Source organism: Pseudomonas sp. Z3-8, assembly GCF_051131975.1.
GTDB lineage: Bacteria > Pseudomonadota > Gammaproteobacteria > Pseudomonadales > Pseudomonadaceae > Aquipseudomonas.
Window position 1 is genome coordinate 3,316,001 of the sequence record NZ_CP071643.1, and the last position, 15,557, is coordinate 3,331,557.

At 62.8% G+C, this 15,557-nt stretch carries 6 protein-coding genes; 5 read left to right on the forward strand and 1 reads right to left on the reverse strand.

Translation table 11 applies throughout. The annotated features are described in order from the left end of the window. Positions 1 to 4: 4 nt before the first annotated feature. The gene (locus J3P94_RS15145; protein ID WP_434568607.1) at positions 5 to 463 is read right to left on the reverse strand and encodes a metallophosphoesterase family protein; all 459 of its coding nucleotides are present in this window, start codon (positions 461 to 463) and stop codon (positions 5 to 7) included. A 128-nt stretch (positions 464 to 591) separates the two neighbouring features. On the opposite strand from J3P94_RS15145, the gene J3P94_RS15150 reads away from it, so the two are divergent. The 5 genes from J3P94_RS15150 (at position 592) to J3P94_RS15170 (ending at position 15,301) form a co-directional block, all read left to right on the forward strand. Beyond that, positions 592 to 2,160, forward strand: coding sequence for a sensor domain-containing diguanylate cyclase (locus tag J3P94_RS15150; protein WP_434568608.1), 1,569 nt, complete (start codon positions 592 to 594; stop codon positions 2,158 to 2,160). Between the two features lie 105 nt (positions 2,161 to 2,265). Further along, positions 2,266 to 4,269 (forward strand): peptidase U32 family protein, encoded by a 2,004-nt coding sequence (locus J3P94_RS15155; protein ID WP_434568609.1) that lies wholly within the window; start codon positions 2,266 to 2,268, stop codon positions 4,267 to 4,269. 346 nt (positions 4,270 to 4,615) lie between these two features. Further along, a complete protein-coding gene (locus tag J3P94_RS15160) occupies positions 4,616 to 6,355 on the forward strand; it encodes a dipeptidase (protein ID WP_434568610.1) in 1,740 nt (579 codons plus the stop codon). A gap of 221 nt (positions 6,356 to 6,576) precedes the next feature. Continuing rightward, on the forward strand, positions 6,577 to 9,234 hold the full coding sequence (locus tag J3P94_RS15165; protein ID WP_434568611.1) for an excinuclease ABC subunit A: 2,658 nt from the start codon (positions 6,577 to 6,579) through the stop codon (positions 9,232 to 9,234). Positions 9,235 to 9,688: 454 nt separating this feature from the next. Beyond that, positions 9,689 to 15,301, forward strand: a complete 5,613-nt coding sequence (locus J3P94_RS15170) for a putative Ig domain-containing protein (protein ID WP_434568612.1) — start codon at positions 9,689 to 9,691, stop codon at positions 15,299 to 15,301. Positions 15,302 to 15,557: the final 256 nt, after the last annotated feature.

Below are 15,557 nucleotides of genomic sequence, written 5' to 3' on the forward strand. Positions count from 1 at the left end.
CCGATCAGGCGAGCAACGGCACGATACGCGGCTCGATCGCCTGTTCGCTTACCTCCAGCAACGCCAGCGTCACCGGCAGCTTGAACCGCCGCCGGCCGGCGCTGCCAGGGTTGAGGTAAAGCCGCTCGCCGCGCCATTCGATCAAGGGCTTGTGCGAATGGCCGGTGATCACCAGCCTCACATCGGCATCAAGCAGCGCCGGCACATCGGCGATGTCATGGACCAACAGCACCTGCCACCCGCCGAGTTCGAATTGCAGGCTGTCGGCGATATTCCCTGCCCAATCGGCGCCGAGGTCGTTGTTGCCCCGCACTACGTGCAGCTCGCCAATGGCGGCCAACGTCTCGAGGATCTCCGGGCTGCCGATATCACCGGCATGAATAATCCGCTCGCAGCCTTGCAGCGCGGCCATTGCTTCGGGGCGCAGCAGGCCATGGGTATCTGAAATCACGCCCACTTTCATGAAACCTTCCTCCCCTACGGTGTGTCGTCAGCTGTAGCTGCCTCGTCGCAGTTAGCTAACGTGCTGAAATCGAATAGGATAGGCTGCGCGCTGAAGCGCCAAGCCCTGTCGTGTAGAAGGATATATCAATGCTCGGACGCAAACGGCCGGAGCCCGGGATTGAAAGCCCCGATCAAGCCTTTTCCCCGCAAGCTGTGCGGGCCGGGGCTGCATTTCGGCTGACCGTGAGTTTCATGCTCGTGGTAATCGTGGCTTTCCTCGCGGTCGAAGGCTGGCGCACCTGGCGAGACTATCGGGCGGCTTTTGCGTCTGCCCGCGATTCGGTGACGAACCTGGCGCGGGCGACGGCCCAACACGCCGAAGACACCATCCGACAAGTGGACGTGGTCACCGCCGCCCTCGCCGAACGCGTGGAAGGCGACGGCCTGCAGAACATGGACATCCCGCGCATTCATCGGCTGCTGGTGCAGCAGGCCGCGATCATGCCGCAGTTGCACGGACTGTTCATCTACGGCCCGGACGGCCAATGGCTGGTGACGGACAAGGAAGTGATTCCGGAAATGGCGAACAACGCCGACCGCGACTACTTCCAGTACCACCGCACCCACGAGGATCGAGGCGTACGTATTGGCGATGTGGTCAAGAGCCGATCCACCAACGACCTGATCATCCCCATCTCCCGCCGCTTGAACAACCCCGATGGCTCGTTCGCCGGGGTGATGCTCGGGACGGTCAAGGTCAGTTATTTCGTCGACTACTACGGCGACTTCAAGATCGACGGCAAAGGCGCGCTGGTCCTGGCCAAGCGCAGCGGTACGATCCTGGTCCGCCGGCCTTTCGTCGCGGCGGTGATCGGCAAGAGCCTCGTCAACAGCGTGATCTTCCGGGAGCATCTGCCGACTTCCAACCAGGGCGTCGCCGAAGCCAGGGCCGTCGTCGACGACACCGAGCGTCTGTATGGCTACCGGGCCCTGACCACCTACCCGCTGGTGGTGGAAGCCGGCCTGTCGCGGGAATCGATCATTGCCCCGTGGCGTCGTGACCTGCTCAAGACCGGCCTGGTACTGGTATTCCTGATCGCGATCCTGGTCGGCTTCGGGCTCATCGTCCTGAGCCAGTTGCGCTACCGCATGACCATGGAAACGCAGATTCGCAGCGCCCACCAGGCCATGCGTGACATGGCGTTGACCGACAGCCTGACCGGGCTGGGCAATCGTCGGCGGCTGGACATTGCCCTGGCCGACGAGCTGCGCCTGGCCAAGCGCCAAGGCTCGTCCCTGGCCCTGATCATGCTCGACGTCGACTACTTCAAACGCTACAACGACAAATACGGCCATGCCGCTGGCGACGATTGCCTGCGGGCAATTGCCGGCGCGATCGGGCAGACCATCAAGCGACCGGGAGACCTGGCCGTCCGCTACGGCGGTGAAGAATTCACCGTGCTGCTACCGAACACGGACAGCGCAGGTGCGGCCAAAGTGGCGCAGCAAATCCTTGAGTCCGTCAGGGCCTTGAACATTGAGCACGGCGACCACCCGCTGGGGATCGTGACGATCAGTGCCGGCATCACCACCTGCCAGCCGAGCAGCGAGGACGTCAGCCCTGCGATGCTGATCAAGGCCGCCGACGCCTTCCTGTACCTGGCGAAGAACACCGGGCGAAACCGCTGGTGCAGCGCCGGCGCTTCCCAGGCCTGACCGCATATCGGTTGATTTCAGCCAACACTGGCCTGCACAGGTGCCGATCCGGCGCCTGGCGGCTACAATGCGCGCTTCGACCGTGACCAGCCTGACTAAAAAAACATGTCCTTGCCTAAACATCATCTGGAATTGCTCAGCCCCGCCCGCGACGTAACCATCGCCCGCGAGGCCATTCTGCATGGCGCCGATGCCGTGTACATCGGTGGCCCGAGTTTCGGCGCGCGTCACAACGCCTGCAACGAGGTGAGCGATATCGCCGGGCTGGTGGAATTCGCCCATCGCTACCACGCCCGGGTGTTCACCACGATCAACACGATCCTGCACGACAACGAGCTGGAGCCGGCCCGCCAGTTGATCCATCAGCTCTACGACGCCGGCGTCGATGCGCTGATCGTCCAGGACCTGGGCGTCATGGAGCTGGACATCCCGCCGATCGAGCTGCACGCCAGCACCCAGACCGACATCCGCACCCTGGCCCGGGCAAAGTTTCTCGACCAGGCCGGGTTCTCGCAGCTGGTATTGGCCCGCGAGCTGAACCTTCAGGAAATCCGCGCCATTGCCGACGAGACCGATGCGGCCATCGAGTTCTTCATTCACGGCGCGCTGTGCGTGGCGTTTTCCGGCCAGTGCAACATTTCCCATGCCCAGAACGGGCGCAGCGCCAACCGCGGCGATTGCTCCCAGGCCTGCCGCCTGCCCTACACCCTCAAGGATGACCAGGGCCGGGTTGTCGCCTATGAAAAACACCTGTTGTCGATGAAGGACAACAACCAGAGCGCGAACATCCGCGCCCTGGTCGAAGCGGGCGTGCGCTCGTTCAAGATCGAAGGTCGCTACAAGGACATGGGTTATGTGAAGAACATCACCGCCTACTATCGCCAGCGCCTCGACGATGTCCTCGAAGACCGTCCGGACCTGGCCCGCGCCTCCAGCGGCCGCACCGCGCATTTCTTCGTGCCGGACCCGGACAAGACCTTCCACCGTGGCAGCACCGATTATTTCGTCAGCGAGCGCAAGATCGATATCGGCGCCTTCGACTCCCCGACGTTCACCGGCGTGCCGGTGGGCGTGGTGGAAAAAGTCGGCAAGCGCGACCTGCAAGTGGTGACCTTTGATCCGCTGTCCAACGGTGACGGCCTCAACGTGCTGGTCAAGCGCGAAGTGGTCGGCTTCCGGGCCAACATCGCCGAACCCAAGGGTGAATTCCTCGACGAGGACGGCAAGCAGCGCTACCGCTACCGCGTCGAACCCAACGAGATGCCGGCCGGCCTGTACCAGTTGCGCCCCAACCATGCGCTGAGCCGCAACCTCGATCACAACTGGCAGCAAGCACTGCTCAAGACCTCTGCCGAGCGCCGCGTGGGCCTGGCCTGGGTCGCTCGTCTGAGCGAGGAACGCCTGGAGTTGACCGCCACCAGCGAAGAAGGCATCAGCGCCAGCGTCGCCCTGGACGGTCCCTTCGGCCTGGCGAACAAGCCGGAGCAGGCCCTGGAGCAATTGCAAGACCTGCTCGGCCAGTTGGGCACCACCGAATACCACGCCACATCGATCAAACTGGATGCGCCCCAGGCTTATTTCATTCCCAACTCCCAGCTCAAGGCCCTGCGTCGCGAGGTCATCGAAGCTTTGACCGTAGCGCGTGTCGCGGCGCACCCACGGGGCGGACGCAAGGCCGAGACTACGCCGCCGCCGGTATACCCGGAGTCGCATTTGTCATTCCTGGCCAACGTCTACAACCAGAAGGCCCGGGACTTCTACCACCGCCACGGGGTCAAGCTGATCGACGCGGCGTTCGAAGCCCATGAGGAAACCGGCGAAGTCCCGGTAATGATCACCAAGCACTGCCTGCGGTTTTCCTTCAACCTTTGCCCCAAGCAGGCCAAGGGCGTCACCGGCGTACGCACCAAGGTTGCGCCGATGCAGTTGATCCATGGTGATGAAGTGCTGACGCTGAAGTTCGACTGCAAACCCTGCGAGATGCATGTGGTGGGCAAGATCAAGGGGCACATCCTTGACCTGCCGTTGCCCGGTAGCACGGCGCAGCCGGTGGTCGGTCATATCAGTCCGGAAGACTTGCTCAAGACGATTGTGCGTGGAGCGCATTGAGCCAGATGGATCTCGATTGACTGTGCTGTCCTGTTCGCGAGCAGGCTCGCTCCCACAGTAGCCTTGAGCTTCTCCCGGCCTGCCCCCTGGTTGGAGTCCAACTTTTTGGCGGCTGTCCACCCTGTGGGAGCGAGCCTGCTCGCGAAAGCGGTGAGTCAGCTTGGAGAAATTCTGAATTTGCAGCCTCATCGCTCGATTCCACAGGGATTTTCATTTCTGCGCCGTTTTCGCTTTGTCGGGCGACAGATTCTGTTCAAAGGGCTCCCCTATCGCGCATTCATGATGCTAGGTTGTAAGTGATTGTTTCATACCGTCACTTTTTCCCTGCCAAGGAATGCCTCCCACCATGAACTTCCCGTTCAAGCGTCTCGCTATCGCCACCCTCGTCCTGTCCAGCCTGTCGTCTTTCTCGATGTCGGCCTACGCCAACATTTCCGCGCAACAGAGCGCGACCCTGGTGAAAAATTTCACTGATAGCTCGGTCAACGATTTCCGCCAGTTCCTCGCAAGCGTCGCCAATAGCGAGGTGGCAAAAACCGCCAACCTCGGCCCGGCCATCAGCGCCTTCCAGGGCAACAAGACCCTGTCGGCGGAACAGCAGAACGAAATTCATCGCCTGCTGGGTATCTACGCCCGGGTAAAGTACGGCAAAGCCGCCACCGAAACCTTGCGCCAATTGGTGGAAATCCCGACCTATCGCAAGGACGGCGTTGCCCAGCATGAGAACCCTGAATTTCTCAAGATCGCCGACAAGATCAAGAGCCTGGCCGAGTCCTTCAACCTGAACTTTCGCAACATCGACAACCGCGTCTACGAGATATCCCTCGAAGGCTCGGGTGACGAAGTAGTGGGCATTCACGCCCATGCCGATGTAGTGCCGGTCACGCCGGAAAACTGGGTGCTCAAGGACGGCACCAAGCTTGATCCCTTCAAGGTCACCTTGGTGGGTGATCGCATGTATGGCCGCGGCACCGAAGACGACAAGAACGGCATCGTCGTGGCGCTCTACGCCATGAAGATCATCAAGGAAGAAAAACTGCCACTGGCGCGCGACTTCAAGCTGCTGGTCGATACCACCGAGGAAACCACCGGCGACGCCATTCCTTATTACTTCGAGCGTAACCCGACCCCGAACTACAACCTGGCGCTGGACGGCAGCTACCCGGTGGTGATTGCCGAGAAAGGCTATGGCACGGTCATGGCGAATTTCCCGCGCCGGGCGGCACAGGGTCAAGGTGCCGAGATCACGGCGTTGACGGGCGGCATGGCGACCAACCAGATCCCGTCGACTTCGGTGGCAACCTTTACCACGGACAAGCCCGCCGAGCTGGCTGCCAGCCTGGTCAAGGCGGGCTCAGACTTTGCCAAGGCCAATGGCGGCGACTTTCAAGTGGCCAGCGAGGTCGTCGATAACACAGTCAAGCTGACCTTCACCGGCGTTTCGGCACACTCCTCCGAGCCCGAGTCAGGCGTCAACCCGGTCGCCAGGATGCTGATATTCATCAATGGCCTGAACGGCACCGTTGGACTCAAGCACAATCACATCACCGACGCCGCCCGCTATGCCGCCGACAACTGGGGCCTGGATTACCTGGGGAAAAAACTCGGCATCGGTTTTTCCGACGCGTTCATGGGTCCGCTGACCGCCTCGCTGACCTACGTCGGGATGGATGACAAGGCCTTCAAGCTCGCGGTCAACCTGCGGGTGCCCGTGGGCAAGCCGACGCAAGCGCTGAAGACTGAAATTGACGACAGACTTTCGGCCTGGGCGAAGAAATCCAAGGTTGCCGTGGCCTTCGAAAACTCCATCGATGAGCCGATGTACCGCAATCCCGAAGGTGAGTGGGTCAAGGCGCTGCTCGCCGTTGCCACCGAAAATCTCGGCATGGAACACAAGTTCGGCACGTCTGCCGGCGCCACCTCGGTTCATGATCTGCCAAACGGCGTTCAGTTCGGCCTGGCCATGCCCGACGTCAAGTACACCGGGCACAACGATAACGAGTTCAAGACCGTCGAGCAGTTCCTGCTGGACCTGCAGGTCGTGACCGAGATGATGGGGCGGATCGGGCAGTTACCGAAGCTCTAAAACTGCACGCCCCCCGTGGCGAGGGAGCTTGCTCCCGCTCGGTTGCGCAGCGACCGCAAGATTTTTGGGGCTGCTGCGCAGCCCAGCGGGAGCAAGCTCCCTCGCCACGGGGTTCTCCTTGATCGTTCAAGCTGAGCCAGCGCTTTTCGCAAGCAGGCTCACTCCCACTCGCCACACCACAACGCCCCGAAGCGCACCACGACATACTCAAGGAATACCCGATGCCGCCACGCTCCGCCCCCGCTTCAGCTGCTGCCTTGCCCGCGGGAACCGGTTTCGTCCGGGTGCGTGGCGCCCGCGAACACAACCTCAAGAACGTCGACGTGGACATCCCCCGCGATGCCCTGGTGGTGTTCACCGGCGTGTCGGGTTCCGGCAAGTCATCGCTGGCCTTCTCCACGGTTTATGCCGAAGCCCAGCGCCGCTATTTCGAGTCGGTCGCGCCGTACGCGCGGCGTTTGATCGACCAGGTGGGCGTGCCGGACGTGGACAGCATCGAGGGCTTGCCGCCGGCGGTTGCCTTGCAACAGCAACGCGGCACGCCCAGCGCACGTTCCTCGGTGGGCAGCGTCACCACGCTGTCGAGCCTGATCCGCATGCTCTACTCCCGCGCCGGCAGCTACCCGGCGGACCAGCCGATGCTGTACGCCGAGGACTTCTCGCCCAACACCCCGCAGGGCGCCTGCCCGGAGTGCCACGGGCTGGGGCGGGTCCATGAGGTGACCGAGGCGTCCATGGTGCCGGACCCATCACTGACCATCCGCGAACGCGCCGTGGCGGCCTGGCCCATGGCCTGGCAAGGCCAGAACCTTCGCGACATCCTGGTGACCCTGGGTTATGACGTCGACGTTCCCTGGCGCGACCTGCCGAAAAAGCAGCGCGACTGGATTCTGTTTACCGAAGAGACCCCCACCGTCCCGGTATATGCAGGGCTGACCCCAGCCCAGACCCGCGAAGCGCTCAAGCGCAAGCTCGAACCCAGCTATCAAGGCACCTTCAGCGGGGCCCGACGCTATCTGTTGCACACCTTCATGCATTCGCAAAGCGCGCAGATGCGCAAGCGCGTGGCGCAATACATGCGCGCCAGCCCCTGCCCGATGTGCGAAGGCAAGCGCCTCAAGCGTCAGGCATTGACCGTCACCTTCGCGGGCCTGGACATAGCGCAGTTGTCCAACCTGACGCTGCTGGAACTGGCCGAAGTGCTCAAGACCGTCGCGGCCCCCGACTATCTGGAGCAACCCGAAGAGCCGGGCGATGTGCTCACCCACAGCCAGACCCGAGAGGCCCGCGAGCAACGCGCCGCCCGCGGCGACAACCCGCACGCCGGCGGGCCGGATGCGCGCCACACGCCGAACCTGTCCCTGGAAAAGCGCCTGGCGGCCCAACGCATCGCCGCCGAATTGTTGGAGCGGATCGTCACGCTGATCGACCTGGGCCTTGGCTACCTGGCCCTGGAGCGCAGCACGCCGACGCTGTCCTCCGGGGAATTGCAGCGCCTGCGCCTGGCCACCCAGCTCAATTCCCAGCTGTTCGGCGTCATCTATGTCCTGGACGAACCTTCCGCCGGCCTGCACCCGGCCGACAGCGAGGCGCTGTTCGGCGCCTTGCAACGCCTGAAGGCCGCAGGCAATTCCGTGTTCGTGGTCGAACACGACCTCGACACCATGCGTCGCGCCGACTGGCTGATCGACGTCGGCCCGGACGCCGGTGAGCAAGGCGGCAAGGTCCTCTACAGCGGACCACCCGATGGCCTCGGTCAAGTGCCCGAGTCCCGGACCCGCGCCTACCTGTTCGGCGAAGACCGCGGCACCGCGCGCATCCCCCGCGAACCCGAGGATTGGCTGCGCCTGGAAGGCATCACCCGCAACAACCTCGACAACCTGAGCGCAGCGTTTCCACTCGGTTGCTTCACGGCGGTGACCGGCATTTCCGGGTCGGGCAAGTCCAGCCTGGTCAGCCAGGCCCTGCTGGACCTGGTCGGTGCCCATCTGGGTCAGGCCAGCCCCAACGGGGAAGCCGAGGAGCAGAGCCTGGAAGACGAACCGGTGCAAACCAGTGGCGGCCACGTCACCGCCGGGCTCGACGCAATCAAACGACTGGTCCAGGTCGACCAGAAACCCATCGGCCGCACGCCGCGCTCCAACCTCGCCACCTACACGGGGCTGTTCGATCACGTACGCAAACTCTTCGCCGCCACCGAACAGGCGCAGGCGCTGGGATTCGATGCCGGACGGTTTTCCTTCAACGTCGCCAAGGGTCGTTGTGAAACCTGTGAAGGCGAAGGCTTCGTCAGCGTCGAGCTGCTGTTCATGCCCAGCGTGTATGCGCCCTGCCCGACCTGTCATGGGGCCCGCTACAACCCGCAGACCCTGGACGTGACCTGGCAGGGGCTGGACATTTCCCAAGTGCTGCAACTGACGGTGAACCAGGCTCTAGAAGTGTTCGCCGAACAAGCGTCGGCCAGGCGCTCGTTGCAAGTCTTGCAAGACATCGGCCTGGGTTATCTGCGCCTTGGCCAACCGGCCACCGAGCTGTCCGGCGGCGAGGCGCAGCGGATCAAACTGGCCACCGAGCTGCAACGCAAGGCTCGGGGCGCGACCCTTTATGTATTGGATGAGCCTACCAACGGTCTGCACCCCCAGGACGTGGATCGCCTGCTGGCGCAGTTGAATCGCCTGGTGGACGAAGGCCATACGGTGGTTGTGGTGGAACACGACATGCGCGTGGTGGCGCAGAGCGACTGGGTCATCGACATCGGCCCGGGAGCCGGGACACAGGGCGGGAACGTGGTGGTGTGCGGTGCGCCAGAGGTCGTTGCAGACTGTGACGAAAGCCGTACCGCACCGTTCCTGAAAAGAGCTCTGCAACCCGCACGATGAACCGTGGCGAGGGAGCTTGCTCCCGCTGGGCTGCAAAGCAGCCCCACAGGCAATCACTTCATTTCGCCAGGCACACCGCAGCGCCTGGTTTGCGGCGGCTGCGCCACCGAGCGGGAGCAAGCTCCCTCGCCACGAAAGCACTCTTCACATGGCGCAGCTAGCGCCTCAGCCGCATTCACCCTGTGGGAGCGAGCCTGCTCGCGAAAGCGGTGTGTCAGCTTGCATCGAAGGGCCTGTTTTCGCGAGCAGGCTCGCTCCCACAGGGAACATCGTTCGCACCAAAAAGCGTCAATGAAACGTTACACATCGACAATCCCCACAACCGTTTATCAGTTTTTTGACACTTCGCCGATATGCGGTCACAACTTTTTCGCTCCGCTGGGTCATAACACGGTGGTCGCCGATGGAATATTGGCAGTCACTTAGGTTTTTAGCCTGATACGGAGATAAGTCCATGATTTTCAACGTACAAGATTTTGGCGCCAAAGGAGATGGCGTCACCGACGACACGGCGGCCATTCAAAGCGCGATCGATGCGGCAGCGGCCGCAGGCGGTGGCCAGGTGTACATGCCCACCGGCACCTACATCGTTTCGGGAGGCGAGGAACCCTCCGATGGCTGCCTGATGCTCAAAAGCAACGTCTACCTGTACGGCGACGGCATGGGCGACACCACGGTCAAGCTGGCCGACGGATCGGACACCAAGATCACCGGCATCATCCGCTCGGCCTATGGCGAGGAAACCCACGACTTCGGCGTCAGCAACCTCACCATCGACGGTAACCGCGACGCCACCACCGGCAAGGTGGATGGCTGGTTCAACGGTTATATTCCCGGCGAGGAAGGCTACGACTCCAACGTCACCCTCGACAGCGTCGAGATCAAGGACTGCTCCGGGTACGGCTTCGACCCGCATGAGCAGACCGTCAACATGGTCATCAAGAACAGCGTGTCCCACGGCAACGGCCTGGATGGCTTCGTCGCCGACTTCCTCAGCGACAGCACCTTCGAAAACAATATCGCCTACGACAACGACCGCCACGGTTTCAACGTCGTCACCAGCACCCACGATTTCACCCTGACCAACAACGTCGCCTACAACAACGGCGGCAACGGCATCGTGGTGCAGCGCGGCAGCGAAGATATTCCCTCTCCCAGCAACATCACCATCACCGGTGGCGAGGTCTATGGCAACGGCGCCGAAGGCGTGCTGGTCAAGCTGTCCAGCGACGTGACCGTCACCGGCGTCGATATCCATGACAACGCCAGCGCCGGGATCCGCATCTACGGCAGCAACCATGTCGAGGTCATCGACAACACCCTCAACAACAACTCGTTGGGCGGCGCGGTGCCGGAAATCATCATCCAGTCCTACGACGACACCCTCGGTGTGTCCGGCAAGTACTTCAACGGCAGCGACAACCTGATCCAGGGCAACGTCATCAGTGGCAGCAACCTGTCTACCTACGGCGTCGCCGAGCGCAACGAAGACGGCACCGATCGCAACGCGATCATCGCCAACACCATCAGCCACACCAGCAAGGGCGCCACGCTGGTCTATGGCGATGGCAGCTATGTCAGCGCCACCGTGCCGATGACCACCGTGCAAGGCACGGCGGGCAACGACATCCTTACGGGCACCGCCGCCAGCGAAATTTTCTACGGCGCGGCCGGCAACGACACCATCAATGGCGCGGCCGGAAGCGATATCCTGGTGGGCGGTGCGGGCGTCGACAAACTCACCGGTGGCACGGGCGCCGATACGTTCCGCTTCACCAGCCAGTCCGACAGCTATCGCAATGCAACGGCAAGCTTCGACGACACCATCACCGACTTCGACGTGACACAGGACAAGATCGATCTTGCTGGCCTCGGCTTCACCGGCCTGGGTAACGGTCGCGGCGGCACCCTGCAAGTCAGTTACAACGCCAGCAGCGACCGCACCTATATCAAGGACTACGACGCCGATGCCAGCGGCAATCGCTTCGAACTGATTCTCTCGGGCAACCTGGCGAGCACCCTGACGGCGGGCAACTTCATCTTCAATCGGGTCATCACCGGCACCACCGGCAGCGACTCATTGTTGGGCAGCGACGCCGCCGATACCTTGCTCGGCCTGGCCGGCAACGACAGCCTCAGCGGTGGCGCGGGCGACGACAAGCTCGACGGTGGCGCCGGCATGGACACCCTCACGGGCGGCGCCGGGGCGGACACCTTCGTGTTCGCCAACCGGCTGGACAGCTACCGCAACTACAACACCGGTGGCGCCAACCTGGGCGATTTGATCACCGACTTCAACATCGCTGCCGACAAGATCGACCTTTCCGCCATGGGTTTCACCGGCCTGGGCGACGGCAAGAACAATACCGTCTACCTGGTGCTCAACAGCGCCGGCACCAAGACCTACATCAAATCCCTGGAGGCCGATGCCAACGGCAACCGCTTCGAAGTGGCACTGGACGGCAATTACCTCAACACCCTGACCAGCGCCAACTTCGTCTTCGCCACGACATCGCCGACCAACCAGGCACCGGTGCTGGCCACGCCATTGCTGGACCAGAACGCCAGTGAAAAGACGCCCTTCAGCTACGTGGTGCCGGCCACCAGTTTCACCGATCCGGACAATGACAGCCTCAGCTACACCGCCAAGCTGGCCGATGGCAGCGCCCTGCCCAGCTGGCTGACGTTCGACGCCGCCACGCGCACCTTCAGCGGCACGCCACCCGACACGGCATCGGGCACCTACTCGATCCAGGTCACCGCGACCGACGGCAGCAACGCGACCGTCAGTGACAGCTTTACCCTGGCGGTGCAGGACGTGCCCGGCTCGGTGGTAATCAACGGCACGCCGAACAACGACACGCTGACCGGCACCGTCGCCAACGAACAGATTTTCGGCGGCGCGGGCAACGACACCCTCAATGGGGCAGCGGGCAACGACATTCTGGTGGGCGGCACGGGCGTGGACAAACTCACCGGCGGCACGGGCGCCGATGTGTTTCGCTACACCTCCAAGCTCGACAGCTACCGCACCGGTTCCACCAGCGCCAGTGACCAGATCCTCGATTTCGACGTGGCCGCCGACAAGATCGATGTCGCGGCGCTGGGCTACACCGGCCTGGGCAACGGGCTCAACGGGACGCTGCAAGTCAGTTACAGCTCGTCAACCAACCGCACGTACCTGAAGGACCTCACGGTCGATGCCAACGGCAACCGCTTTGAAATCTCCCTGGCGGGAAATTTCGTCAGCAGCCTGACCGCCAATCACTTTGTCTTTGCCGACCAGAACACCCCGACCAACGTGGCGCCGGTGGTGGTCACTCCGCTGCTCGACCAGAACGCCAGCGAAAGCACGCCGTTCAGCTACACGGTGGCCAACAACAGCTTCAGCGACGCCAACCAGGACGTGCTGACCTACACCGCGACCCTGGCCAATGGCAGCGCCCTGCCCTCATGGCTGAGCTTCAACGCCAGCACGCTGACTTTCAGCGGCACGCCTACCAGCACTGCATCCGGCAACTACGACGTGCTGGTCAAGGCCACCGATCCGTCCGGCGCATCGGTCAGCGACAGCTTTGCCCTGGTGGTCGCCGATGCGCCCGCCAACACCATCACCGGCACGGCCAATGCCGAAAGCCTCAACGGTACGGCAGGCGCCGACCTGATCCTCGGCCTGGGTGGCAACGACACCATCAAGGCTGGGACCGGTGCCGACATCATCGACGGTGGCGCCGGAAGGGACTCGCTGTATGGCGGCGACGGCGCTGACACGTTCCGCTACAGCAACCTGTCCGACAGCTACCGGGACTACGATACCGGTGGCGTCACGGCCACGGACACGATTTATGACTTCACCGTCGGCGTCGATAAGATCGACGTCTCCGGGCTGGGTTTCCTCGGCCTCGGCGACGGTAGCAACGGCACGCTCTACATGACGTTGAATGCGGCAGGCGACAAGACCTATGTCAAGTCCAGCCAGGCAGATGCCAATGGCAACCGTTTCGAGATCGCCCTGAACGGCAACTACCTCAACACCCTGACCGCCAGTGATTTCGTTTTCGGCGAACGCGCCCAGCAGGACATCCTATATCTGCCGACGCTCGGCCAATCCAACGCACGCCTGCTGCGCATGAGCGAGGATGACGATCAGTCCGGCACTTCGATGCTGGTCAATGACCTGAACAAGTACACCACCTATGACGTGCGCAGCCAGTTCAGCGACGCCGACGGCAACGGCATTGACATCGCAGTGGGTGGCAGCACGGTTAACGGCTTGTCGACCCTCGGCGCCGAGGAGCTGAAGTTGTGCTGGTGGCTGACCGACACCAACCAACCCGGGCCGGCATTGCTGCGCGCCGTGACGTTGTTGCGCGACCAGCTCACGGAACTCAAGGCCATCGACAACGTGACCATGGGGATCATCTGGGGCCAGGGCGAGGAAGCCGCCCAGGAAATCGCCCGCTCCACCGACAAGGCAGCGGCTGCGGCGGCCTACAAGGCGTCGACGCTGAAAGTCTTCGATTACCTGCACGCCCAACTCGGCAATTTCAACGTGTACCTGATGGAGACCGGTCACTACGAGCAGGACGCCGCGCGCGCCCGTGGTTACTCGGAGGAAAAGATTGCTTCCATCGTCGAGGGTGTGGGCTACGTCCGCGCCGTCCAGGAAGCCATCGCCGCCGAGCGCGCCGATGTGAAACTGGCGGTGGACTACAACGACCTGCCCTTGCGTTATGAAGTCGATCCGTTGGTGTATCCCGACGATGTCTGGCACCTGCACGAGGAGTCAGCGGAAATCGTCGGCCAGCGCCTGGCGGACTACATCGCCAATGACCTTGGCTTCCAGGGCAACCCCAACGACAACAACAGCGTGCAGGATATTTTCGACGGCGCGCAGAATGAGGGCGGGAAGATTTCCGGCACCGACCAGGCCGACACCCTGGTAGGCAGCGCCGGCAACGACATACTGGACGGTGACCTGGGTGCCGACTCGTTGACCGGCGGCGATGGTAACGACATCTACGTCGTCGACAACGCGTTCGACAGCGTGGTGGAAACCAACACCTCGACTTCGCAGATCGATACGGTACAGGCCTCGGTCAGTTGGACCCTGGGCGCCAACCTGGAAAACCTGGTGCTGACCGGCGTGTCGGACATCGACGGCACCGGTAACGAACGGCGCAACTTCATCACCGGTAATGCCGCCAACAACGTGCTCGATGGTGCAGTGGGAGCGGACAGCATGAGCGGCGGCGACGGCAACGACACCTACTACGTCGACAACGCCAGCGATACCGTGATCGAGACCAGCAGCAACCCGGTGTCCGGCGGCATCGACGGCGTCCACAGCAGCCTCGCTACCTACACGCTGGGCAACAACGTGGAGAATCTGTACATCGACAGCGCCGGGGCCGCCAACGGGATCGGTAATGCGCTGAACAACACGCTGTTTGCAGGTACGGGCGACAACATCCTGGATGGACGCGATGGCAACGACACTGCCTCCTACGACCGGGCCCTGGCCGGGGTGACCGTGAACCTGTCGACGTCCGCGCAACAGAACACCGTGGGTTCCGGGCTCGACACGCTGAAGTTTATCGAGAACCTGACGGGCAGTGCCTACGCGGATACGCTGTCAGGCAACAGTGTCGGGAACATCCTCAACGGCGGCGCCGGCAATGACACACTGGTGGGCGGCTCGGGCGATGACCGGCTGATCGGCGGCGCCGGCACCGACAACCTCACCGGCGGCACTGGCGCGGATACCTACGCGTTTACTGCGCTGTCGGACATGGGCGTCGGCGCCGCGCGGGATGTGATCAACGGCTTCAAGACGGCTGAGCTGGATAAACTGGACTTCACCGGCCTGGACGCCAACCCGCTGACCGCCAGCATCGATGCCTTCACCTTCATCGGCAGCAACGCCTTCGACGCCAGCAACGCCACCGGCCAGCTGCGTTTTGTCGATGGCATCCTCTACGGCAGCATCAATGCCGACGCCACCGCCGAGTTCGAGTTCGAACTGGTGGGCGTCAAGGAGCTGCACGCCAGCGACTTCACCGCCTGAGCGAACGAGGGGGCTGCTGCGCAGCCCAGCGGGAGCAAGCTCCCTCGCCACAACAGCACTGATGAAGCAAATCCTATGGGCAGGAGGCATTGGGCCCCCGGGCAGTGCCCCTTGTGGGAGCGAGCCTGCTCGCGAAAGCGGTGTGCCAGGCTGAACGACATTGAATGTACTGCCGTCATCGCGAGCAGGCTCGCTCCCACACGGTGCTTGCCAATACATCTGTGGCGAGGGAGCTTGCTCCCGCTGGGGTGCGCAG

Excerpts from the sequence above, each read along its gene's own strand:
- J3P94_RS15145 (WP_434568607.1), bottom strand. The coding sequence starts at position 463 with ATGAAAGTGGGCGTGATTTCAGATACCCATGGCCTGCTGCGCCCCGAA.
- J3P94_RS15150 (WP_434568608.1), top strand. The coding sequence starts at position 592 with ATGCTCGGACGCAAACGGCCGGAGCCCGGGATTGAAAGCCCCGATCAA.
- J3P94_RS15155 (WP_434568609.1), top strand. The coding sequence starts at position 2,266 with ATGTCCTTGCCTAAACATCATCTGGAATTGCTCAGCCCCGCCCGCGAC.
- J3P94_RS15160 (WP_434568610.1), top strand. The coding sequence starts at position 4,616 with ATGAACTTCCCGTTCAAGCGTCTCGCTATCGCCACCCTCGTCCTGTCC.
- J3P94_RS15165 (WP_434568611.1), top strand. The coding sequence starts at position 6,577 with ATGCCGCCACGCTCCGCCCCCGCTTCAGCTGCTGCCTTGCCCGCGGGA.
- J3P94_RS15170 (WP_434568612.1), top strand. The coding sequence starts at position 9,689 with ATGATTTTCAACGTACAAGATTTTGGCGCCAAAGGAGATGGCGTCACC.